The sequence below is a fragment of the Pseudomonas sp. NFX1 genome (assembly GCF_051123555.1).
Classification (GTDB): domain Bacteria; phylum Pseudomonadota; class Gammaproteobacteria; order Pseudomonadales; family Pseudomonadaceae; genus Aquipseudomonas; species Aquipseudomonas capeferrum.
Window position 1 is genome coordinate 1,804,865 of record NZ_CP169366.1, and the last position, 23,852, is coordinate 1,828,716.

18 protein-coding genes, 1 pseudogene and 1 riboswitch are annotated in these 23,852 nt (G+C 63.2%); of the genes and pseudogenes, 11 read left to right on the plus strand and 8 right to left on the minus strand.

Annotated features, from left to right (window positions below; genetic code table 11):
- The 3 genes from DJ563_RS07800 to DJ563_RS07810 all read left to right on the plus strand — a co-directional run bounded on the left by DJ563_RS07800 (window position 1) and on the right by DJ563_RS07810 (window position 3,902).
- Window positions 1-1,245 carry a saccharopine dehydrogenase family protein gene (locus tag DJ563_RS07800; protein WP_258713666.1) on the plus strand — a complete coding sequence of 415 codons (1,245 nt, stop codon included), beginning with the start codon at window positions 1-3 and terminating at the stop codon, window positions 1,243-1,245.
- A gap of 129 nt (window positions 1,246-1,374) precedes the next feature.
- Complete coding sequence (locus DJ563_RS07805) at window positions 1,375-1,755, plus strand: RidA family protein (RefSeq protein ID WP_033698252.1); 381 nt, start codon at window positions 1,375-1,377, stop codon at window positions 1,753-1,755.
- A 146-nt stretch (window positions 1,756-1,901) separates the two neighbouring features.
- A complete protein-coding gene (locus DJ563_RS07810; RefSeq protein ID WP_156310045.1) occupies window positions 1,902-3,902 on the plus strand; it encodes a peptidase U32 family protein in 2,001 nt (666 codons plus the stop codon).
- Window positions 3,903-3,985: 83 nt separating this feature from the next.
- Here DJ563_RS07810 and DJ563_RS07815 read toward each other — a convergent pair whose 3' ends face one another.
- Window positions 3,986-5,308: a sigma-54 dependent transcriptional regulator gene (locus DJ563_RS07815; protein WP_274098070.1), complete on the minus strand. Its 1,323-nt coding sequence runs from the start codon at window positions 5,306-5,308 to the stop codon at window positions 3,986-3,988.
- 342 nt (window positions 5,309-5,650) lie between these two features.
- Between DJ563_RS07815 and DJ563_RS07820 the strand changes: the two genes are divergently transcribed.
- Complete coding sequence (locus DJ563_RS07820; RefSeq protein ID WP_013972506.1) at window positions 5,651-5,917, plus strand: hypothetical protein; 267 nt, start codon at window positions 5,651-5,653, stop codon at window positions 5,915-5,917.
- A gap of 116 nt (window positions 5,918-6,033) precedes the next feature.
- On the opposite strand, the gene DJ563_RS07825 is transcribed toward DJ563_RS07820, so the two are convergent.
- From DJ563_RS07825 to cobW, 4 genes are all read right to left on the minus strand, one after another.
- Window positions 6,034-6,600 carry a vWA domain-containing protein gene (locus DJ563_RS07825; protein ID WP_434519705.1) on the minus strand — a complete coding sequence of 189 codons (567 nt, stop codon included), beginning with the start codon at window positions 6,598-6,600 and terminating at the stop codon, window positions 6,034-6,036.
- A gap of 101 nt (window positions 6,601-6,701) precedes the next feature.
- A complete protein-coding gene (locus DJ563_RS07830) occupies window positions 6,702-7,706 on the minus strand; it encodes an ATP-binding protein (protein WP_033698257.1) in 1,005 nt (334 codons plus the stop codon).
- Between the two features lies 1 nt (window position 7,707).
- Window positions 7,708-11,469: a cobaltochelatase subunit CobN gene (gene cobN / locus DJ563_RS07835; protein WP_434519200.1), complete on the minus strand. Its 3,762-nt coding sequence runs from the start codon at window positions 11,467-11,469 to the stop codon at window positions 7,708-7,710.
- A gap of 3 nt (window positions 11,470-11,472) precedes the next feature.
- A complete protein-coding gene (gene cobW / locus DJ563_RS07840) occupies window positions 11,473-12,540 on the minus strand; it encodes a cobalamin biosynthesis protein CobW (protein WP_274098072.1) in 1,068 nt (355 codons plus the stop codon).
- 99 nt (window positions 12,541-12,639) lie between these two features.
- Window positions 12,640-12,852: riboswitch (cobalamin riboswitch) on the minus strand.
- 111 nt (window positions 12,853-12,963) lie between these two features.
- Between cobW and DJ563_RS07845 the strand changes: the two genes are divergently transcribed.
- From DJ563_RS07845 to DJ563_RS07870, 6 genes are all read left to right on the plus strand, one after another.
- Entirely contained in the window at window positions 12,964-13,341 is a 378-nt protein-coding gene (locus DJ563_RS07845; RefSeq protein ID WP_434519201.1) for a glyoxalase superfamily protein, read from the plus strand.
- Complete coding sequence (locus tag DJ563_RS07850; RefSeq protein WP_274098065.1) at window positions 13,338-13,697, plus strand: hypothetical protein; 360 nt, start codon at window positions 13,338-13,340, stop codon at window positions 13,695-13,697. Before DJ563_RS07845 ends, DJ563_RS07850 begins: the two co-directional genes overlap by 4 nt.
- Window positions 13,698-13,866: 169 nt before the next feature.
- Window positions 13,867-15,444, plus strand: a complete 1,578-nt coding sequence (locus tag DJ563_RS07855; protein WP_434519202.1) for an ATP-binding cassette domain-containing protein — start codon at window positions 13,867-13,869, stop codon at window positions 15,442-15,444.
- 136 nt (window positions 15,445-15,580) lie between these two features.
- Entirely contained in the window at window positions 15,581-16,600 is a 1,020-nt protein-coding gene (locus tag DJ563_RS07860; protein WP_047583041.1) for a branched-chain amino acid aminotransferase, read from the plus strand.
- 157 nt (window positions 16,601-16,757) lie between these two features.
- Window positions 16,758-17,438, plus strand: a complete 681-nt coding sequence (locus tag DJ563_RS07865) for a response regulator transcription factor (protein ID WP_033698266.1) — start codon at window positions 16,758-16,760, stop codon at window positions 17,436-17,438.
- Window positions 17,416-18,807 (plus strand): sensor histidine kinase, encoded by a 1,392-nt coding sequence (locus tag DJ563_RS07870; protein ID WP_434519203.1) that lies wholly within the window; start codon window positions 17,416-17,418, stop codon window positions 18,805-18,807. The genes DJ563_RS07865 and DJ563_RS07870 overlap by 23 nt, the downstream gene beginning before the upstream one ends.
- Here DJ563_RS07870 and DJ563_RS07875 read toward each other — a convergent pair.
- Window positions 18,795-19,565 (minus strand): annotated as a pseudogene (locus DJ563_RS07875) (AraC family transcriptional regulator); the annotation flags it as partial. The gene DJ563_RS07870 and the pseudogene DJ563_RS07875 sit on opposite strands and share 13 nt — an antisense overlap.
- A gap of 113 nt (window positions 19,566-19,678) precedes the next feature.
- On the opposite strand from DJ563_RS07875, the gene DJ563_RS07880 reads away from it, so the two are divergent.
- Complete coding sequence (locus DJ563_RS07880) at window positions 19,679-20,569, plus strand: EamA family transporter (protein WP_274098062.1); 891 nt, start codon at window positions 19,679-19,681, stop codon at window positions 20,567-20,569.
- Window positions 20,570-20,640: 71 nt separating this feature from the next.
- Here DJ563_RS07880 and cysS read toward each other — a convergent pair whose 3' ends face one another.
- Together cysS and DJ563_RS07890 are read right to left on the minus strand one after the other, a co-directional pair.
- Window positions 20,641-22,023, minus strand: a complete 1,383-nt coding sequence (cysS, locus tag DJ563_RS07885; RefSeq protein WP_033698271.1) for a cysteine--tRNA ligase — start codon at window positions 22,021-22,023, stop codon at window positions 20,641-20,643.
- A 9-nt stretch (window positions 22,024-22,032) separates the two neighbouring features.
- Window positions 22,033-23,736, minus strand: coding sequence for a glutamine--tRNA ligase/YqeY domain fusion protein (locus tag DJ563_RS07890; RefSeq protein WP_274098061.1), 1,704 nt, complete (start codon window positions 23,734-23,736; stop codon window positions 22,033-22,035).
- Window positions 23,737-23,852: the final 116 nt, after the last annotated feature.

Genomic DNA, 23,852 nt, shown 5'->3' on the forward strand with positions numbered 1-23,852 from the left:
TTGAAGAAGAACGTTCTTATCATTGGTGCAGGAGGTGTCGCCAAGGTGGTGGCCCACAAGTGCGCGCAGCATAACGACGAACTCGGTCGTATTGCTATTGCGTCACGGAACATCTCCAAATGCCAGGCCATCATCGACAGCGTCAAGGCCAAGGGTAGCCTCAAGGTACCCGCCGACATCCAGGCCTTCTCGCTCAACGCCCTCGATGTCGAGGCGACCAAGGCACTGATCCGCGAGACCGAATCGCAGATCGTGATCAACGTGGGCTCTGCCTTCCTCAACATGTCGGTGCTGCGTGCCTGCATCGATACCGGTGTCGCCTACCTGGACACCGCGATTCACGAAGAACCAGGCAAGATCTGCGAAACACCGCCCTGGTACGGCAACTACGAGTGGAAACACCTCGAAGAGTGCCAAGAAAAGAACATTACTGCCATTCTCGGCGTCGGTTTCGACCCGGGTGTGGTGAACAGCTACGCAAAACTTGCGCAGCAGCAATACTTCGACCGCATTGACTCCATCGACATTCTCGATGTCAATGCCGGTTCGCATGGCAAGTACTTCGCCACCAACTTCGACCCGGAAATCAACTTCCGCGAGTTCACCGGGCAAGTGTGGAGCTGGCAGAACAGCCAGTGGACCAGCAACACCATGTTCGAGGTCAAGCGTACCGACGACCTGCCGGTCGTAGGTTCGCAAAACCTCTACCTGACCGGCCACGATGAAGTGCATTCGATTTCGAAGAACCTCAACGTACCGAACGTGCGCTTCTGGATGAGCTTCGGCGAGCACTACATCAATGTGTTCACCGTGCTGAAAAACCTTGGCCTGCTCTCCGAGCAACCGGTCAAGACTGCCGAAGGCCTGGAAGTGGTCCCGCTGAAAGTGGTCAAGGCCGTGCTGCCTGACCCGGCCTCCCTGGCCCCGGGCTACACCGGCAAGACCTGCATCGGTGACCTGGTCAAGGGCACCAAGGACGGCCAGCCGCGCGAAGTGTTCATCTACAACGTGGCGGATCACGAAGAAGCCTTCGCCGAGACCGACAGCCAGGGTATTTCCTACACCGCCGGTGTACCGCCAGTGGCTGCCGCCCTGCTGGTCGCCCGTGGTGAATGGGATGCCAAGCGCATGGTCAACGTCGAAGAACTGCCAGCCGAGCCGTTCCTCAAGGCGCTGGACGTGATGGGCCTGCCGACCCGCGTCAAAGATGAGAAAGGCGATCGTCCGTGGGACGCTGAAGCCTAAGCAACACCAGGAAGGGCGCCAACAGGCGCCCTTCTTTTTATCCTGCATTCGCCACTGCCCATGGCTCGACCCCTGCCGCTTGCTCGCGTAGGCTTGCCGTTTTCCTTCCGTCGCAAGGCAAACGTTCCCATGGCAAATACAGACATCACCTACACCCCCGACCCGGATGCCGATTCCATTTCGTCCGACGTCGCCGAGTACAACGGCGTATTGGTCACCACCCAGATCCCGACCCACGCCGATGGCAGCCTTGAGCTGGGCGATATCGTTGCGCAAAGCGAATGCACCCTGCAGGCGCTGAAAGTGGCCCTGGAGAAAGCCGGCAGCGGCATGGACCGCGTACTGCACCTGACCATCTACCTCACCGACATGGCCGACCGTGCTGCGTTCAACGAGGTGTACCAGCGCTTCTTCAGCAACCCGTGGCCGGTACGCGCCGCCGTTGGCGTGGCGTCGCTGGCGTTCGACGGCATGCGCGTGGAAGTGACCGCGATGGCGGCCAAGCGCTGATCCCTTTGTGAACGGCCTTGCCGGGGCGCCGGCCAGGCCGCTCACACACCGGTTGCGCAAGCAGGGGATGCAGCGCAGGGATGCCAGCAACCCGTTTCACCGCTACAATGCCCGCCTAAACCGTGACCGCCCGAAAATATAACGACATGTCCCTTCCAAAGAATCACCTGGAACTGCTCAGCCCTGCCCGTGACGTGGCCATCGCCCGCGAAGCGATCCTGCACGGCGCTGACGCCATCTATATCGGCGGCCCGAGCTTCGGCGCGCGCCATAACGCCTGCAACGAAGTCAGCGAAATTGCCGAACTCGTCGAGTTTGCCCGTCGCTACCATGCACGCGTGTTCACCACCATCAACACCATCCTCCACGACAACGAACTGGAGCCCGCGCGCAAGCTGATCCATCAGCTTTACGACGCCGGCGTCGATGCCCTGATCGTGCAGGACCTGGGGGTGATGGAGCTGGATATCCCGCCGATCGAGCTGCACGCCAGCACCCAGACCGACATCCGCACCCTGGAGCGGGCCAAGTTCCTCGACCAGGCGGGCTTCTCGCAGCTGGTACTGGCCCGCGAGCTGAACCTGCAGCAGATTCGCGCCATTGCCGCCGAAACCGATGCGGCCATCGAATTCTTCATCCATGGCGCGCTGTGCGTGGCCTTCTCCGGCCAGTGCAACATCTCCCACGCCCAGACCGGCCGCAGCGCCAACCGTGGCGACTGTTCACAAGCCTGCCGCCTGCCCTACACCCTCAAGGATGACCAGGGCCGCGTGGTTGCCTTCGAAAAACACCTGCTGTCGATGAAGGACAACAACCAGACCGCCAACTTGCGCGACCTGGTCGACGCCGGCGTGCGCTCGTTCAAGATCGAAGGCCGCTACAAGGACATGGGCTATGTGAAGAACATCACCGCCCACTACCGCAAAGAGCTCGACGCCATCCTCGAAGACCGCCCGGCCCTGGCCCGTGCCTCGAGCGGCCGCACCGAACACTTCTTCGTCCCAGACCCGGACAAGACCTTCCACCGCGGCAGCACCGACTACTTCGTCAGCGACCGCAAGATCGACATCGGCGCCTTCGACTCGCCGACCTTCACCGGCTTGCCGGTGGGTGTGGTGGAAAAGGTCAACAAGCGCGACATGCTGGTCATCACCGATGTGCCGCTGACCAACGGCGACGGCCTCAACGTGCTGGTCAAGCGTGAGGTGGTGGGTTTCCGCGCCAACATCGCCGAACCCCGCGGCGAATTCGAGGAAGACGGCCAAAAGCGCTACCGCTACCGCGTCGAACCCAACGAGATGCCCGACGGCCTGTACAAGCTGCGGCCGAACCACCCGCTGTCGCGCAACCTCGACCACAACTGGCAGCAAGCCTTGCAGCGCACCTCGGCCGAGCGACGGGTGGGCGTCGAGTGGCACGCAGTACTGCGTGAGCAGCGCCTGATGCTGACCGTCAGCAGTGAAGAAGGCGTCAGTGTGCAAGTGGCCCTGGATGGCCCGTTCGGCGCGGCCAACAAGCCGCAACAGGCACTCGAGCAGTTGCACGACCTGCTGGGCCAACTGGGCACGACCCAGTACCACGCCAACGCCATCGAGCTGGATGCGCCGCAGGCGTACTTCATCCCCAACTCGCAGCTCAAAGCCCTGCGCCGTGAGGCCATCGAGGCGCTGACCGCTGCCCGGGTCAAGGCGCACCCGCGTGGCGGGCGCAAGGCCGAGACCACGCCACCACCCGTGTACCCGGAGTCGCACCTGTCGTTCCTGGCCAACGTGTACAACCAGAAGGCCCGCGATTTCTACCACCGTCACGGCGTGCAATTGATCGATGCGGCCTACGAGGCCCATGAAGAGCACGGCGAAGTGCCGGTGATGATCACCAAGCACTGCCTGCGCTTCTCGTTCAACCTGTGCCCCAAGCAGGCCAAGGGCGTGACCGGCGTGCGCACCAAGGTCGCGCCGATGCAGCTGATTCAGGGTGACGAAGTACTGACCCTGAAGTTCGACTGCAAGCCGTGCGAGATGCACGTGGTCGGCAAGATGAAGAGCCACATCATCGACCTGCCGACCCCCGGCAGCGCGGTGGCCCAGGTGGTGGGGCATATCAGCCCGGAAGACCTGCTCAAGACCATCCACCGCGCCCCGCACTGATCGATCGGGGTATCAGGGAACTGTGGGGGCGGGTTTACCCGCCCCCACAAGGTCGGCAGCTACGCACAGTCTAAGGCTTGTTGTCAGCGGATCTGGTGCTTGTGCAACAGCCGATAGAACGTTGGCCGTGAGATCCCCAGCACCTTCGCCGCGATGCTCAAATTGTCGCTGTGACGGTTAAGCACATCACACAAAGCCTGGCGCTCCGCCCGGTGCTTGTACTCCTCCAGCGTCCCCAACGGCTGCTGTTCCTGCTCGATCTGCAAGCCCAGGTCCGGCGCTTCAATCTGCCGCCCTTCAGCCAACACCAACCCGCGTCGCACCCGGTTGGCCAGCTCGCGCACGTTGCCGGGCCAATCATGCCGGCCCATGGCTGCCAAGGCATGGTCACTGAACGAGCGCGGCCTGCGCCCAGTTTCAAGGCTGTAGAAATGCGCAAAATGGCTGGCCAGCATCGACAGGTCGCCATGCCTGTCACGTAACGGCGCGGTCACCACCTGCAACACATTGAGCCGGTAATACAGGTCCTCGCGAAAGCGCCCCTGTTCGATGGCCTTTTCCAGGTCCACGTGGGTGGCCGCAAGCACCCGTACATCCACCGGGATCGGCTGGCTGCCTCCGACCCGTTCGATGTGCTTCTCCTGCAGAAACCGCAGCAGGTTGGCCTGCAGCTCCAAGGGCAAGTCACCGACCTCGTCCAGAAACAGGGTGCCGCCATGGGCCGCTTCGATTCGCCCGGCCTTGCGCTGATGGGCGCCGGTAAACGCGCCCTTTTCGTGCCCGAACAACTCGGACTGAATCAGGTGTTCGGGTATCGCCCCGCAGTTGATGGCGATAAACGGCTGATCGCGCCGCTGTGACTGGCGATGCAGGGTGCGCGCCACCAGTTCCTTGCCTGTGCCGCTCTCACCGCGGATCAGCACCGGCGATTCGGTGGGCGCCAGCTTGCCCAGCAATTTGCGCAGTTCGCGAATAGGGCGGCTTTCACCCAGCAGCTCATGCGTCGCCTCGTCCACCCGCGCCGCGCCCTTGCCGCGCAGGCGGGCCATGCCAAAGGCACGCCCGAGGGTGACCTGCACGCGGGAAACATCGAACGGCAAGGTATGGAAGTCGAAAAACCATTCGCAGACAAAATCACCCACGTTCTGCATACGCAACTGCTCGGCGCTGAGCACGGCAATCCACTCGGTATTACTGCGCTTGATCATGTCCTTCACGGCGTCGGGATGGCGCAGGTGCGATGCCTGCAGGCGCAGCAGGCCAACATCGCAGGTGTGCTCCAGCGCGGCGCCGAGGATACAACTGTCCACGTCCCAGCCGGCACTGCGCAGGCCCGGCAGCAATTGGTGGCAGTCGTCGCAGGGGTCGACGATGAGCAAACGGCGTTGGGAAGCGGGTTGCTGCATGACCGTTCCTTGGCGCCAGAGTTTGGTTTTGTGAAGTAAAACAGCAAGTTGTGGCGCCCAATTAACAGTAGCAACGAACTTGACGGTGCCCAGTACCGTCTGTCTGCCGAATCATTTTTTTACAATCCATGACGGGAATTTTCGCACTTTATCGACATCACATGGCGGCGTAAGCGTGAACAGATTCGCCCCTGACAAAAATTTTTACATCCAATGTGTGACTTCCCCCCGGACAACGAGCATCAGTACACATAACCCCGCGCTGCACTTCGCGATTATTGAGGCGACTTTGAAGCAACGCGGACTTTACTTCGATGTTTGGGACCATAGAGAGACCGAACCATGAATGCCCCGCTCCGTGTCAACGAAGCACTGCTGATTGCCGACCACGCCTTCGAACCTTTCCAGTGCGTAGCCTGGGATGCACCCAACGGTACTGGTGAGCTGAGCCTGGCAGTGATCGACCGGACCAGCACCCGCATCGGCAGCAAGCAAGTGTCCTCGCGCATTTATTCCGACCCTGCGCAATGGGCCAGCCTGATCGAGGAAGTGCGCGCCGAACTGTGCGAAAAAGGTTACGACCTGCAACCGTGGTCGATGCCGAAGTAATACCGATTACCCCGCCAAGTGCGTGCCCTGTCACGCACTTGCGCAACTTCCCAGCTGCGGCTCTCGCAACTTTTGTTATTGCGACATAGTGTCGCAACCTCCCCCGCCGCCGTAACTCAATCCACAACCTTGAACTGTTCCAGGTGCTGATAATCCGCCTGCAGTTGTTCTGCCAACTGTTGTGCGCGCCCCAGACGAACGGGCGCCAGTTCCATGTCGACCAATAGCGTGGCACACGGCATGGGCTGCACGGCATCCCAGCGCTGCAGCCGTCCGTCGGTAAACACCAGGCAACGCACAGCCTCATTGGGGTGGGCCTGCTGCCGAGTCTGCAGCCACTGCCGTGCCTGCTCCAGCGCAGCGATCAACGGCGTACCACCGCCCGCTCCCAGCGCTTGCAACCAGGGCTGCAGGGCTGCCGAGGCCTTCAGGCCGTGACGCTGCCACTGCGGTGTCCGCCCACTGGCGGTCAGCAAGGCCAGCCGGGCGCGCTGCCGGTATGCCTGGTCGAACAACGCCGCCAGCAAGCCTTTGGTTTGCGCGAGAGCCTGATGGCGGCGGGTTGAAGCAGATGCGTCGACGATTACCAGCCACAGTTCGTTAGCCTGGCCCTGGCGCTGTTGCCAGCACAGGTCGTCACGCAGCCGGGGCCGCCCCTTGAGCAAGGTCGGCAACCACGCCACCCGGCCCGCCGCGTCACTGCGCGCACGACCACGGCTGGCGCCTGCCAGCTTGCCCACGCGTGGTCTGGCATCCGCCCCTTGAACCTGCCGCGGGCGGATGCTCAGGGCTTTTTTGCCCAGTTCGGCACCTCGCGACGCGCGCCACTCACTACCGGTTGAGGTGGCAGGGCACCCCAATCACCCTGCCCGCCTTGATTGTCTGCGCCCTGCTGGCCTGCCTCGGGCGGTGTCGAAGGCGGCTGTTGTTGCTGCGGCGTCACCCGGCGGCGATGGCGCAGGGCGAACTCAGCCACCGCGTCCACATCGGCTTCTTCTATGGCCGCGCCCCCGCGCCAGGCGCAATGCGCCCGTGCAGCGCGCAGCCAGACCAAGTCAGCACGCAGGCCATCGACCCCGGCGGCATAACAGCGCTCGGTGATCCAGGCCAGGGCCTGATCGTCCAAGGCAATCAGGGCAAGGGCGTGGCGCGCTTGCTGGCAACGCTCACGCAGTTGCGCCTGGGCGGCCGCCCATTGCGCGCAAAAGGCCTGCGGGTCGCTGTCGAACGCCAGGCGGCGACGGATGATCTGCTGGCGTGCGTGCGGTTCTGGTAAACCTTCTAGTGCCACATTCAAGCCAAAACGGTCGAGCAACTGCGGGCGCAACTCGCCTTCTTCCGGGTTCATGGTGCCAATCAGCACAAAGCGGGCGCTATGCCGGTGCGAGATGCCGTCGCGCTCGATGCGGTTGGTGCCGCTGGCTGCCACGTCGAGCAACAGGTCGACCAAGGTATCGGGCAGCAGGTTGACCTCGTCCACGTACAGCACACCGCCATCGGCCTGGGCCAACACGCCTGGCGAAAACTGTGCCTTGCCCTGCCCCAGTGCAGCGTCCAGGTCGAGGGTGCCGACCAGGCGCTCTTCGCTGGCGCCCAATGGCAGCGTGACGAACGGGCCTTCGCCGAGCAGGTCGGCAAGGCCGCGGGCCAAGGTGCTTTTGGCCATGCCGCGCGGGCCTTCGATCAGCACGCCACCGATCTTCGGGTCGATGGCGGTCAGGCACAGGGCCAGTTTCAGCTCATCGGCACCGACCACTGCAGCCAGCGGAAATTGTACGGGTTCACTCATTTCAAGCCTGTTCCTCGCCGTCGAGCAACTGCTCCTCAAGGGCTTCGCGGTAATCGCCAGGCGCCTCCCAGAGGCCGCGTTGCTGGGCCTCCAGCAAACGCTCGGTAAGGTCGCGCAGGGCCTCGGGGTTGTGCTCGCGCATGAAGTCGCGGGTCGCCGGGTCGAGCACGTAGGCATCGGCCAGGGACTGATAATTATGGTCATCGATCAGGTGCGTGGTAGCGTCGAAGGCGAACAGGTTGTCGACTGTCGCCGCCATCTCGAAGGCGCCTTTGTAACCATGGCGCTTCACTCCGTCGATCCACTTCGGGTTGAGCGCACGGGCCCGGATGACCCGGTTCAGCTCTTCCTTGAGGGTGCGGATACGCGGCCGATCGACCTGGCTGTGGTCGCCGTGATAACTGGCTACCGACGCGCCAGACAAGGTTTCAGAGGCGGCCAGCATGCCACCTTGGAACTGGTAGTAATCGTTGGAATCGAGCACGTCGTGCTCGTGGTTGTCCTGGTTCTGCAGTACCGCCTGGACCTGGCCCAGGCGGTGCGCGAACTGGGCGCGGGCCGGGGTGCCCTCGTCGCTTGTGCCGTAAGCGTAGCCGCCGTGGTTGAGGTAGACCTCGGCCAGATCGTCACGGCTGTGCCACAAACGGCCCTCGATGGCGTTCTGCACGCCAGCGCCATAAGCACCGGGCTTGGCCCCGAACACCCGCCAGCCAGCCTGGCGGGCCGCCTGCTCAGCGTCGACGCCCTGTGCCTGCAGCGTTTCGCGCTCGTTGCGCACCCGTGCTGCCAGCGGGTTGAGGTCATCGGGCTCATCCAGCGCCGCTACAGCCTGAACGGCGGCATCGAACAGGCGAATCAGGTTGCCGAAGGCATCGCGGAAAAAACCCGAGACGCGCAAGGTCACATCCACCCGCGGGCGATCAAGCACACCCAGCGGCAGGATTTCGAAATCGTCGACCCGCTGGCTGCCGGTGGCCCAGACCGGGCGCACCCCCATCAAGGCCATGGCCTGGGCGATGTCGTCACCGCCGGTGCGCATGGTCGCTGTGCCCCATACCGACAGGCCCAATTGGCGCAGGTGGTCGCCGTGGTCCTGCAAGTGGCGTTCGAGAATCAGGTTTGCCGACGCGAAACCCAGGCGCCAGGCCGTGGTGGTGGGCAGGTTACGCACATCCACGGTATAGAAGTTGCGACCGGTGGGCAGCACGTCCAGGCGCCCGCGGCTTGGCGCGCCACTGGGGCCCGCCGGGACGAAGCGGCCAGCCAGGGCCGCCAGCAGGCCGTCGATTTCTGCCGCGCCACAGGCATCCAGGCTCGGCGCCACCGTTGCACACAGCGCTTGCACCACTTCGTGCACCGGTTGCCATTCGCTCACTGCAGGCAGTGCCGAAGCTCCGTCCAGTGCCTGCTCAATCACCTGCAGGGCCAGCAGTTCAAGGCGCTCACGGGTATCACCGCAGGTGCGCCATGGCGCGTCGCTCACTGCCTGCAAAAGCGCTGGGCACAGGCCCTGCCAAGGCTGTCCGAGGTCACAATCGAGTGGGTCGAAGCCGGGCACCAGGGCCTTGGCCAGTGTGCGCAACAGGCTGGCATTGCCACCCCGGCCGTCGCCGCGCTCCACGCGCAGCAACGCCAGCAAGGTGTCCAGGCGCAGCCTACCTTCAGGTGACTGGCCAAACACATGCAAACCATCGCGGATCTGCGATTCCTTGAGGTCGCACAGGTAAGTGTCCAGGCGCGGCAGCCATACGGCGGCATCGTCCAGCTGGCCTTCCAGTTGCAGTTCGCGATCGATGTGGTTGGCCTTGACCAGTTCCAGGATGTCGCGCTGCAGCTCGCGGGCCCGCCGCGGGTCGAGCAACTGCGCCTCATAGAATTCGTCGGCCAGTTGCTCCAGGTGACGCAGCGGGCCGTAGGTTTCGGCGCGCGTCAACGGCGGCATCAGGTGATCGATGATGACCGCCTGGGTGCGGCGCTTGGCCTGCGCGCCCTCCCCGGGGTCGTTGACGATGAACGGGTAGATGTTCGGCAACGGGCCAAGCAGCGCGTCTGGCCAGCATTGCGCCGACAGGCCGACCCCTTTGCCGGGCAGCCACTCCAGATTGCCGTGCTTGCCAACATGAATGACCGCATCGGCAGCAAAGGCATGGCGCAGCCAGAAATGAAACGCCAGGTACCCGTGTGGCGGCACCAGATCGGGGTCGTGGTACACCGCACTTTGATCAACCTGGTAGCCGCGTGCCGGCTGGATACCGACGAAGGTCTGGCCGAAGCGCAGGCCTGCCACCATCAGCCGCCCACTGCGGTACATGGGGTCGTGTTCCGGCGCGCCCCAACGCTCCAGCACCGCTTGGCGATTGGCCTCCGGCAGGCGGGAAAACGCTGCCTGATAGTCATCCAGGCTCAGGCTCTGCGCGCAGGGGCGCTGGTCCAGATGGTCGAGGTCGTTGGTCACGCCGCCCAGCAACTGGTGGATCAATTGGGTGCCCGTGCCCGGCAGGTCGGCCAGCGGATACCCTTCGCCCTGCAGCGCCTTGAGGATGTTCAACGCAGCCGCCGGCGTGTCCAGCCCCACACCGTTGCCGATGCGGCCGTCGCGGGTCGGGTAGTTGGCCAGCACCAGGGCCACGCGCTTCTGGCCATTGGGCAAGCGGGCCAGCGCTACCCAGCGCCGGGCCAGTTCAGCGACGAAGTCCATGCGCTCGGGATGGGCGCGGTAGCAGACCACGTCGGACTGGCTGCGCTCGCTGCGCCAGGCCATGTCCTTGAAGCTGACCGGGCGCGTGATGATGCGCCCGTCCAGCTCCGGCAAGGCAATGTGCATGGCCAGGTCGCGCGCGCCCAGGCCTTGCTCGCTGGTTTCCCAGGTGGGTTGGTTGTCTTGCGCGCAAATAGCCTGCAGTACCGGGATATCGCGGCGGAACGGGCGCAGGTTGGGGCGCTCAGGGCTGGACAAGGCAAACCCCGTGGTATTGATCAACACCTCGGCACCGACCTCGTCCAGCCAGGCTTCGACCTGTTCCAGGCAGGCGATTTCCTTGAGGCTGGCGACGGCGATCGGCAAAGGGTTGACCCCGGCCGCCAGCAAGCGCTCGCAGAATACGTCGATGAATGCGGTATTGGCCGCCTGCAGGTGAGAGCGGTAGAACAGCAGCGGTGCCACCGGGTGTTCCGGGTGCCACTGCGCATACCAGTCTTCAAGCGCTGCACTGCCCTTGGCCGGGTGGTACACCGAGGTGCGCGGCAAGGGCTGCGGCTCGTCCCAGCCATAATCGCGGCCCAGCCACTGGTTGGCCAGGCAGTTGAAGAGGTTGATGGCGTTGGCCTTGCCGCCCTGGCGCAGGTAGTGCCAGAGGCGCTCGGCCTGCTCGCCGGTCACCGTGCCCAGGCCGGTCAGCTCCGGGTCCGGGCGGTCGTCGCCCGGCACCAGGATCAGTTGCACGCCCTGGGCCGCCAGTGCGACCAGTTGCTCTACGCCATAGCGCCAGTAGCCAACGCCACCGTGCAGCGACACGAGGATGACCTTGGCATGGCGCAGCACCTGGTCGACATACAGGTCGACCGAGGCATGGTTCTGCACCTGCATCGGGTTGGCCAGGCGCAAACTGGGGAAGTCGTCAGGCAATTGCTCGGCCGTGTCGGCGAGCAATGCCAGGTGTGAATCACCGCTGCAGAGGATCACCAGATCGGCGGGGCTCTGGCCGAGGTCGGCGATGCTGTCATCCGGCACGAAGCCGCCGGGCTGGGTCCGCAGCAGGTGCATGGGTCAGGCGCCCAGTGCTTGGCGCAGACGCGCTTCGAGTTGCGCAGCGTCAAGCTCTTGACCGATCAGTACCAAGCGCGTGATACGCGGCTCGTCGGCGCGCCAAGCGCGGTCGAAGTGCTTGTCGAAACGGGTACCCACGCCCTGCACCAGCAGGCGCATTGGCTTGCCCGGGATGGCGGCAAAGCCTTTGGCGCGGAGAATGCCGAACTCGACCACCAGTTGGGTCAGGGCATCGAGCAACAGGCTTTCGTCAGCCTCGGGCAGGTCGATGGAGATAGAATCAAAGGCGTCGTGGTCATGATCGTCGTGGTCGTCGCCATCGTGGTGCGAATCATGGTGAGTACGGCGGCCATCGATGTGCGCCTCGGACTCGGCGCCCACCCCCAGCAGCACTTCCAGCGGCAGGCGACCGCTGCTGGCCTCGACCACCTTGACGGCGGGCGGCAGCTCTTCAGCCACTTCGGCACGGACCTTGGCCAGGCCTTCGGCGTCGATCAGGTCGGCCTTGTTCAGCACCACCAGGTCGGCACTGGCCAACTGGTCGGCGAACAGTTCGTGCAGCGGCGACTCGTGGTCCAGGTTAGGGTCGAGTTTGCGCTGTGCATCCACCTGGTCCGGGTAGGCGGCAAAGGTACCGGCCGCCACGGCCGGGCTGTCGACCACGGTGATCACCGCGTCGACGGTGCAGGCGTTGCGGATTTCCGGCCACTGGAAGGCCTGTACCAACGGCTTGGGCAAAGCCAGGCCACTGGTTTCGATGAGGATGTGGTCGAGGTCACCACGGCGCGCGACCAATTCGCGCATTACCGGGAAGAATTCTTCCTGTACGGTACAGCACAGGCAGCCATTGGCCAGTTCGTAAACGCGGCCGCTGGCTTCTTCTTCGGTGCAGCCGATGCTGCACTGCTTGAGAATTTCGCCGTCGATGCCCAGCTCGCCGAATTCGTTGACGATCACCGCGATACGGCGGCCCTGGGCGTTGTCGAGCATATGGCGCAGCAAGGTGGTCTTGCCCGAGCCGAGGAAGCCGGTAACGATGGTGACGGGGAGTTTGGCCAGTGTTTTCATGTCGCGGTGCCCTTGGCAGATGGCGCGGGCATGCAGGACGACAGCCACGGGCCAGGTCGGCCGGGCTTGTTCGCCACCGGATCACCCCGCCCGGTTGAAAGTCGAAAGCGCTTCGAGGCAGGTCTCCTGGCTCGCACCATGCCTGCTGCTCGGTAAAGAGCAAGGCGGGCCGGATGACGCCTTCCCGCGCGCTTGCGCAGTGGCTGTGTCGATCCTTTGTCGGTGCTTACAGTTGCGGGGGCAGCCGCGGCATGTACCGCGTTCCCGTCTTAGCTTCGGCCTGGCCGAAGAACCTCGAACAGGCAAGGCTACGCAGTGGCCGGCAGGTGGTCAACCATTGCCGTCGGCCCGGCAGCCAGAGACGCGCAGGCGACCGCCTAACTGCGCTACAGTGGCACCTTTGCCAACGGTCAAGGACGCCTTATGCCGCTCGCCGCCGCCATCCCGGTACTGCGTATTTTTTCGGTCGACAAGGCCAAAGAGTTCTACCTCGATTTTCTCGGTTTCAGCCTCGACTGGGAGCACCGCTTCAGCCCGGACTTGCCCCTGTACGCGCAAATTCATCGCGACGGGCTGATACTGCACCTGACCGAGCACCATGGAGACGCTACCCCTGGTTCAACCGTATTTGCCCGTATTGACGACCTGCGCGCCCTCGAAGGCGAACTGCAGGCCAAACGCTACGGCTACGCCCGCCCTGAGGCCGAAAGGCTGGACTGGGGCCTGCAGATGCAGGTGTACGACCCGTTCGGCAACCGCCTGCGTTTTTGCCAGCAAATAGATAATGAGGCCGCCCAATGAAGGCTATGGGTAAGCGCGAGGTGGCACGCGTGGAGCGTGAACTGGTAGTTTGCCTGACGGAGGCCTGCGAAACGGCCAAGGCAGAAATCGTCGGGTTCACCTGGCTCACCCACCGCCTCGACCCCGACAACTTTCCCGCAAGCTTGCGCATCACCTGGGTTTTCCAGCGCGAGGCAGACAAAGCTGCAGCGCTGGCTGGGGTGGCCAAGGCGCGCATGCTGGCGCTGACCTGTCAGGCGCTGGATGAAGTAGGGATACGCTTGGATCATCCGGCCTGGCATGTGCGTTTTGACAGTGAAGAGGCCTGTAGCCGCAGCCACAACGGTGACTGGAACAAGCGCCTGCAAGTGCACTGAGGCCTATCGGCGGACGGCGCTTTACCTGCCTTCACCGGTTCGATACGATCCGTCTTCCATTCCTGCGAGGTGTTCGTCCAATGCGCCATTGATGCCGCCGTCTTTTCGACGGCCAGCCTTCAGCCTCCGGTTTGCTCCGGAGATGTCGCGGCATTGAGTGGAGTTGTGCATGACGAATACGTCGATCCTGACGCTGGATAGCGTCTCCTTGGCTTTGCCTGATGGCAGGCTGCTGTTTTCCAATCTCAACGAATCGTTCGATCAGCGCCGTACGGGGCTGGTTGGGCGCAATGGCGTGGGTAAAAGCCTGCTCGGACAGTTACTGGCAGGTCAGCGCGAACCCACAAGCGGGCGCTGCCTTCGCCAGGGTCGCATTCACCACCTGCATCAACAGGTCATCCAGCAAAGCGCCACGGTAGCCGACCTTGCCCAGGCAGGCACGGTGATCGCGGCGTTGAAGCGTATTGAACAAGGCAGCGTCGACCCCGTCGATTACGACACGGTGGGTGAACGCTGGGATATTCGCGAGCAACTCCAGGTGCACCTTGACCGACAGGGCCTTGGCCAACTCGACTGGCGCCAACCTGCCCGCAGCCTCAGCGGTGGCCAGGCCATGCGCGTGGCCTTGATCGGTGCCTGGCTCAGCGACGCCGACTATTTGATTCTCGACGAACCGAGCAATCATCTGGACACCGAAGCCCGCGCACAGTTGCTGAGCATGATCCAGGCTTGGGACCGCGGCTTGCTGGTTATCAGCCACGACCGCGGCCTGCTTCAGCACATGGCGCGTATCGTCGAGCTGTCCAGCCTCGGCTTGCAGGCATTTGGAGGCAATTTCAACCTTTATGTCACGCAAAAAGCCAAGCAGACAGAAGTGGCCCAGCAGCAACTTGCGCGGCTCAAACTGGAGCGCAAACGTCACGCCCACCAGTTACAGCGCCAGCGCGAAGACCTTGAGCGCCACCAGGCGCGTGCCGGGCGGCAGGCCAAGCATGCAAACCAGGCGAAAATTCTGCTGGATCGCCAGCATGAGCGCAGCCAGGCCACGGCTGGCAAACAACGACGCGACCATCGGGATGCCTTGCAGGCCCTGCAGGGCCAAGTCCGTGATGCAGCCTGCGAGGTTGAACAGAGCAGCACCATCATCCTGCACACACCGACGCCTCAACGCCACCCAGGCAGGGAAGTACTGGCGGTGCATCAGCTGCGCCTGCCGCACGGCAACCGCAAACACTTGTGCCTGCGGCTGTGTCTGGGCCAGCGTGTAGGCCTGGTCGGCGCCAACGGCACTGGCAAGTCCACCCTGCTGCAAGTGCTCAACGGCACGCTAGCCGTGCCGTCCGACACCGTCCACGTTAGCGGCGAAGTGGCTTTACTCGACCAGCACTGCAGCGTGCTACCGGGGCAAACCACCGTGCTCGACCACTTGCGACAGGCCAACCCGACGCTGGCACAGAGTGATTTGCGTTGTCGGCTGGCGCAACTGGGCCTCGATGCGGGACGCATCGAGCTGCCCAGCGCCCTGCTCAGTGGCGGTGAACGGCTGAAGGCCTCACTGGCCGCTGTGCTGTACCGCGAGCGGCCGCTAGACCTGCTGTTGCTGGATGAGCCCAGCAACCACCTGGACCTTCCGTCACTGGAGGCGTTGGAATGCATGCTTCGGGGTTTTCAGGGGGCGCTGGTGGTGGTTTCCCATGATGCAGTACTGCTCGAACGGCTCGCGCTGGATGATTACTGGCAGCTTTAGAGCCAGCAACCCCGCATCAGCGGCCAGCAATTCGTGACTGGCCGTTCCCGATCCGCGACGGATGTATTATCGTGGCGTGGTGCGCATATAACAGCAGCCCGAGCAATCGGGCATCTGCAAGACAATCGAGGGTGTCATGAGTAACGAGAGCATTAATTGGGACAAGCTGGGCTTCGACTACATCAAGACCGACAAGCGCTACCTGTCCGTATGGCGCAATGGCGAGTGGGACAAGGGCACCCTGACCGAAGACAACGTACTGCACATCAGTGAAGGCTCCACTGCCCTGCACTACGGCCAGCAGTGCTTCGAAGGCCTCAAGGCCTACCGCTGCAAGGACGGCTCGATCAACCTGTTCCGCCCAGACCAGAACGCCGCGCGCATGCAGCGCAGCTGCGCTCGCCTGCTGATGCCGCACGTGCCGACCGATGTGTTCATCGAGGCCTGCAAGCAAGTGGTCAAGGCCAACGAGCGCTTCGTGCCGCCACATGGCAAAGGCGCCCTGTACCTGCGCCCGTTCGTCATCGGCACCGGTGACAACATCGGCGTGCGTACCGCGCCCGAGTTCATCTTCTCGGTCTTCGCCATCCCAGTGGGTTCGTACTTCAAGGGCGGCATGAAGCCGCACAACTTCCAGATCTCCAGCTTCGACCGCGCCGCCCCGCAAGGCACCGGCGCAGCCAAGGTCGGTGGCAACTATGCCGCCAGCCTGCAGCCGGGCGCTGAAGCCAAGAAGGCCAACTTCGCAGATGCCATCTACCTCGATCCGCTGACTCACACCAAGATCGAGGAAGTCGGTTCGGCCAACTTCTTCGGCATCACCGCCAACAACGAGTTCATCACGCCGAAATCGGCCTCCGTACTGCCAGGCATTACCCGCCTGTCGCTGATGGAACTGGCGTCCTCGCGCCTGGGCCTGAAAGTGATCGAAGGCGATGTCGAGATCAACAACCTCGACCGCTTCATCGAAGCCGGCGCTTGCGGTACCGCCGCGGTGATCACCCCGATCGGTGGCATCGAGTACAACGGCAAGCTGCACGTGTTCCACGACCTGGAGAAAGTCGGCCCGGTCACCCAGAAGCTTTACAACGAGCTGACCGGCATCCAGAGCGGTGACGTCGAAGCACCGGCAGGCTGGATCGTCAAGGTCGCCTGAGGCGCTGCGACAGCCTGAAACGGGGCATGCCAGGCAATGGCATGCCCTTTTTTTTGGCCGCTTGGTCGACCGTGCTTTGCCAGATGAATTTTTCTTAAATCGCCGTTTGTCTATTCTTTGGCACAATCAAGCCTCTATTCGCCGCCCAGGAACCAGCATGCCACGCGTACTGACCATCGAAGACGACGCCGTCACCGGCCAGGAAATCGTCGCCGAACTCTCCAGCCACGGCCTGGACGTGGATTGGGCCGATAATGGCCGGGAAGGCCTGGCCAAGGCGATTGCCGGTGGCTACGACCTGATTACCCTGGACCGCATGCTGCCCGAAGTCGATGGCCTGACCATCGTCACCACCCTGCGCAGCCTGAAGATCGCCACACCGATCCTGATGATCAGCGCCCTTTCCGACGTCGACGAACGGGTGCGCGGCCTGCGTGCCGGGGGTGACGACTACCTGACCAAGCCCTTTGCCTCGGACGAGATGGCCGCCCGGGTCGAGGTACTACTGCGTCGCAACAGCGTGCCCATGACCCAGACCCGCCTGCAGGTCGCCGACTTGCAACTGGACCTGATCAGCCACGAAGCGCGGCGCGGCGAGCACACGCTCAACCTGCTGCCCACCGAATACAAGCTGCTGGAATACCTGATGCGCCACAGTGGCCAGGTCATCACCCGGATGATGATCTTCGAGGAGGTCTGGGGTTATCACTTCGACCCCGGCACCAACCTGATCGATGTCCACATTGGCCGCCTGCGCAAGAAGATCGACTCTCCCGGCCAATCGCCGCTGATCCGTACCGTACGGGGCTCGGGCTATGCCATTGCTGAACCCGTCTAAGGGCTGGAGTTCCTCGACCAGCCGCCTGCTGGCGCTGTACAGCTTTCTGTTCGTGGCCTGGAGCAGCATCCTCATGGGGGTGCTGTACTTCGAGGTGTCCAGCTACCTGAACAAACTCACCCGTCATTCCATGCTGCAGCGCCAGCACCTGTTCGCACACATGAGCGGCAAGCAACTGGACGACGCGCTGATTGCCAGCCAGGCCTTCGAAGAACGCAGCTTCGACGCCTACGGCCTGTTCGATGCCCAACTCAACCCGCTCGGCGGGCGTATTCGCACCCTGCCCTCCGAGCTTGGCCTGGACGGCAAGGTTCATGAGCTCAAACGCTGCCTGGACGCCGACGACCCGCACATGCCACGCGACAGCTGCGATGCCGTGGCGATCAAGGTGCAGGATGGCCGCTGGCTGGTGCTGGTGCGCGACAACGGCTCGTTGTTCGTGGTCACCCGGATCATCCTGCATGCCCTGCTCTGGGGTATTTCTCTGACCCTGATCCCAGGCTTTGCCGGCTGGTACCTGCTGCGGCGCAGGCCGCTCAAGCGCATCCGCGCCATTCAGGCCCAGGCCGAGCTGATCGTGGCAGGCGACCTCACCCACCGCCTGCCGCTGTCGGCCCGGCGCGACGAGCTGGACATGCTGGCCGCCATCGTCAACGCCATGCTCGACCGCATCGAGCGGTTGATGCATGAGGTCAAGGGCGTGTGCGACAACATCGCCCATGACCTGCGCACGCCATTGACCCGCCTGCGCGCCCAGCTGTACCGCATTCGCCAGCAGAGCGACAGCGATTCGGCGCAGGCCGAGGCACTCGACCAGGCGATAGGTGAAACCGACACACTGATGGCACGCTTTCGCGGCTTGCTGCGTATCAGCGAACTGGAAGACCGTCAGCGCCGTGCCGGCTTCGTTCAGCTCGACCCGCATGGGCTGCTGGTGGAACTGCACGACTTCTACCTGCCATTGGCCGAAGATGGCGCTATTCGGCTTGAATTGGACCAGCCCGAACAGTTACCGGCGCTGCACGGTGACCGCGAATTGTTGTTCGAGGCGCTGGCCAACCTGGTGGGCAACGGCATCAAGTTCACGCCTGAGGGCGGCTGCGTGCGGGTTTCGGCGACGCAGGATGAACGGGGCCTGCATATCGCCATCGAGGACACTGGGCCGGGCATTCCTGAAGAAGAGCGCACCGCTGTGTTGAAGCGCTTCTATCGCAGCGAAGAAGGCCACCGTCACCCGGGCTTCGGGCTGGGTTTGTCGATCGTGGCGGCGATCGTAGACCTGCATGGGTTCGGATTGGAAATCGGCTCCAGGGAACTGGGCGGGGCCAAGCTGGTGCTGCATTGCCCATTGGCGGGATCGGCGAAGTAGCGGCTGGGAGCAGCACCGAGCAAACGCTTGAACACCGTCGCGAAAGCGCTTGGGCTGCTGTACCCAAGCGCTGTCGCAACGCGCGTAACGGGCTCCCCATTCCCCAGTCGGACCACGGCTGCCAGCAAGCATGCCTGCTGGCGCCATTCGTTAAAACTGATCCCGGTGTGCAGGCGAAACTGGCGGGTGAAGGTGCGCCGGCTCATGCTGGCGCGCTCCGCCATCCCGTCGATGCCTGTTTGCAACGAGGGCTCCGCCAGAAACGCCCTGCAAGCACGTGCAAGGCGTGGCTCCTCGGGCATTGGGGCATTGAGCGACAAACCCGGCATGCCAGCGACCTCATGAAGCAGCAGCCCCATCAAACAGGCATCGCGCCCCTGCGCGGGATACTGGGCGGGCACGTCAATGGCCTTCTCAAGCAACTCGCGCACCAGGGGCGAAACGGCAAAGACCTGGCAATGCTCAGGCAGGCCCACCCGCTGGGCTGCCTGGGGGCAAATATAGGCGTTGAGCATGGTGACGGGGCCGCGCATGTGCATGGCGTGCGCAAGCTCGGCAGGCACCCAGATGGCCCGCAATGGCGGTACTGCCCAGGTGCCCGAAGCGGTCGCTACCGTGATCACGCCGCAGGCGGCGTAGGCAAACTGGCCGCGCCTGTGGCTGTGCATCGGGAACAGCTCGCCATCGGCAAAGGCCCTCCTCGTCACCACCACATCGCAAGCGGTGTCTTGGTACAGCGTGTCATCTGCATGCGTCATGGCCTGATTTTAATGGTATTTGACCTTGAATTGAAAGCAGGCCAAACCACGCCCCGGCATATTGGCAAATGCGTCAAGGCCCCCTGCCGCGACTTTCACAAGGCTGTCAAACCATGCGTAGAAAACACCTGATCCTCGCAGTGCTGGTTACTGCGCTATGGGGCATCAACTTTCCGATTACCAAACTGGGCTTGGCCCACGTCGACCCGCTGCTGCTCTCAGGCATCCGCTTTGCGCTGTGCGCCTTACCGTGGGTGTTTTTCGTGAAGCGCCCGAATGTCGCGATCGGCTGGCTGGGTGCTTATGGCTTGATCTTTGGCGTCGCCATGTGGGCTTTGATCAACCTGGGGATTGCCATGGGTGTGCCGCCAGGCAGCGCCTCGTTGCTGATCCAGTTCAGTGCATTCTTTACGCTGGCCTGGGGCTGTTTGCTGTTTCGCGAACCCCTGGCCTGGCCCCAACTTATCAGCATCGTGCTGGCGGCAACCGGCTTGCTTGGCATCCTCGCCGCGAGCCCTGGCAAGACCACGACCATCGGTTTGACGCTGGTGATGATCAGCGCACTGGCCTGGAGCATCGGCAATGTCATCATCAAGCTGTCAAAGGTGCGGGAGATATTCGCCTTCGTCGTGTGGGCCAGCCTCTTTGCGCCGGCACCCTTGCTGTTGCTGACCTGGTGGCTGCACGGCACGAGCCCGTTTGTGGCGCTGGTCACACAAGCGAATGCCGTCTTGGCCTGTTCACTCGCGTTCCAGGTGTATGCCGCGACGCACTTCTGCTATTGGGGGTGGAACTGCCTGCTGCGCGAATACCCGGTGTCGACGGTGGCGCCGTTGTCGTTGCTGATACCGGTGTTCGGCATCGTCAGCTCGGCCGTGATCGTGCATCAGGTTCCGAGCGGATGGGACTGGCTATCGATCGCGCTGATCTTGTTGGCGCTTGCGGTCGGCATGAAGAAAGGGCGTGCGGTGTTGGGAAGAAAAGCGGTTTCTGCTGTTTCGTAGTGTGCCGCAAGGCTTGAAGCCTGGGCCAGGTGTCGTGAAAGGGCTGCCTGGCAGCCCCTTCACTGCAGCCATCAGTCAGCCAGGCGCCAGGTGGTTGCGCCTTTGCTGTCTTCCAGTACCACACCCATGGCGGTCAACTGGTCGCGGATACGGTCGGACTCGGCCCAGTTCTTGTCAGCCCGTGCCTGCAGCCGTGCCTGGATCAAGCTTTCAACCTCAGCAGCATCCACCTTGCCTTCAGCGCCGGCCCGCAGGAAGTCATCAGCCTCCAGCTGTAGCACACCCAGCACATCACCCAGCTCACGCAGGCGACCCGCCAGGCCAGCAGCAGCCTCAAGATCGCTGTCACGCAGGCGGTTGATCTCGCGCACCAGGTCGAACAGCACAGCGCAGGCTTCCGGGGTGCCGAAGTCGTCGTTCATCGCCATGCTGAAGCGCTCGACAAACGCTTCGCCACCTTTGGCCGCCACGCGCGGCAGACCGCGCAGTGCGTGGTAGAAGCGCTCCAGAGCGCCCTTGGCATCGCGCAGGCTGTCCTCGGAGTAGTTGATGGCACTGCGGTAGTGGCTGGCCACCAGCAGGTAACGCACCACCTCCGGGTGGTACTTCTCAAGCACGTCGCGGATGGTGAAGAAGTTGTTCAACGACTTGGACATCTTCTCGCCATTGATACGGATCATGCCGCAGTGCATCCAGGCATTGGCGTACTGCTTGCCAGTCGCCGCCTCGCTCTGGGCAATCTCGTTCTCGTGGTGCGGGAACTCAAGGTCGCTGCCACCGCCATGGATGTCGAAGCTTTCGCCCAGGCAGCAGGTGGACATCACCGAGCACTCGATGTGCCAGCCCGGACGGCCCGGGCCCCACGGCGATTCCCAGCTTGGCTCGCCCGGCTTGACGCCCTTCCACAGCACGAAGTCCAGCGGGTCCTGCTTGGCCTCGTCGACCTCGATACGCGCACCGATGCGCAAGTCTTCGATCTTCTTGCGCGACAGCTTGCCGTAACCGACGAATTTGCCTACCCGGTAGTACACGTCGCCGTTACCTGGCGCGTAGGCGTAACCTTTGTCGATCAGCGTCTGGATCATTGCGTGCATGCCAGCGATGTGGTCGGTGGCACGCGGCTCCTGATCCGGCGGCAAAATGTTGAGGCGGCGCTCGTCTTCGTGCATCGCGTCGATCATGCGGGCGGTCAGCGCATCGAACGTCTCGCCGTTCTCGTTGGCCCGGTTGATGATCTTGTCGTCGATGTCGGTGATATTGCGCACATAGGTCAGCTCATAGCCGCTCTTGCGCAGCCAGCGGGTGACCAGATCGAAGGCCACCATGCTGCGACCATGGCCAAGGTGGCAGTAGTCGTACACGGTCATGCCGCACACGTACATGCGCACCTTGTTGCCATCGAGCGGCTTGAAGGCTTCCTTGGTTTTGCTCAGCGTGTTGTAGATGTTAAGCACGACGGTTCCTTAGCTGCCCCAGGAGTCACGCAGGGTGACGGTGCGGTTGAACACCGGGCGGCCCGGCTGGCTGTCCTTGAGGTCGGCGCAGAAGTAGCCTTCGCGCTCGAACTGGAAGCGGTCTTCAGGCTGCGCCCGACCCAGCGACGGTTCGGCACGGCAGCCGGTCAGCACTTGCAGCGAATCCGGGTTGATGTTGTCGAGGAAGCTGCCGCCGTCCTCGGTCTTTTCCGGGTTAGGCGAGCGGAACAGGCGGTCGTACAGGCGCACTTCGCATTCGACGCTGCCTGCGGCCGGCACCCAGTGGATCACGCCCTTGACCTTGCGGCCCTCGGGGTTCTTGCCCAAGGTGTCCGGGTCGTACGAGCAGCGCAGCTCGACGATGTTGCCGTCGGCATCCTTGATCGCCTCATCGGCGCGGATCACGTAGCTGCCGCGCAGGCGCACTTCACCGGCTGGCTCCAGGCGCTTGTAACCCTTCGGCGGCTCTTCCATGAAATCGTCGCGGTCGATGTACAGTTCGCGTGCGAACGGCAGTACCCGCACACCCATGTCTTCCTTCGGGTGGCGCGGCAGTTCGAGTTGCTCGACCTGGCCTTCCGGGTAGTTGGTGATGACCACTTTCAGCGGGCGCAGCACGCACATGGCGCGTGGCGCGGTGCGGTCGAGGTCGTCCCGGATGCTGAATTCGAGCATCGACATGTCGACCACGCCGTCGGAACGGTTGGTGCCGATCATTTCGCAGAAGTTGCGAATCGACGCCGGCGTGTAGCCGCGGCGACGGAAGCCGGACAAGGTCGACATGCGCGGGTCGTCCCAGGCATCGACGTGTTTCTCGTCGACCAACTGCTTGAGCTTGCGCTTGGAAGTGATGGTGTAGTTCAGGTTCAGGCGGCTGAACTCGTACTGACGCGGGTGCGCCGGTACCGGCAGGTTATCCAGGAACCAGTCGTACAGCGGACGATGCCCTTCGAATTCCAGGGTGCAGATGGAGTGGGTGATACCCTCGATGGCGTCCGACTGGCCGTGGGTAAAGTCGTAGTTGGGGTAGATGCACCACTTGTCACCGGTCTGGTGGTGGTGGGCATGACGGATGCGGTAGAGGATCGGATCGCGCAGGTTCATGTTCGGCGACGCCATGTCGATCTTGGCCCGCAGTACGCGCTCGCCGTCCTTGAACTCGCCGGCCTTCATGCGGGCGAACAGGTCGAGGTTGTCTTCGACGCTGCGCTCGCGGAACGGGCTGTTCTTGCCTGGTTCCTTGAGGTTGCCGCGGTACTCCTTGGCCTGATCAGGGGTCAGGTCGCAGACATAGGCCTTGCCACGCTTGATCAGCTCGACGGCCCAGTCGTGCAACTGGTCGAAGTAATTGGAGGCGTAGCGCACATCGCCGGCCCAGTCGAAGCCCAGCCACTTGACGTCGCTTTGGATCGCGTCGATGTACTCCTGGTCTTCCTTGGCCGGGTTGGTGTCATCGAAACGCAGGTGGCAGACGCCACCGAATTCCTTGGCCAGGCCAAAGTTGACGCAGATCGACTTGGCGTGACCGATGTGCAGGTAGCCGTTGGGTTCCGGCGGGAAACGGGTGACGATGCTGCTGTGCTTGCCCGAGTCCAGGTCGGCCTGGATGATCGGCCGCAGGAAGTTCGCAGGGACAGCGGGGGCGCCTTTGGCAGCGGCGTTGGGCGCGTTGTCGGCAGTGGGCTTGCTCATAGGATCCTTGAATGCACGTGTCCGGCCTGGGTAGGCCGATTGAATCAAAGGGCCTATCATAGCCGAAGCAGTCAAGCTGCTGACAGCCGGGCGCTGACAAAGTGGCGCGATTTATC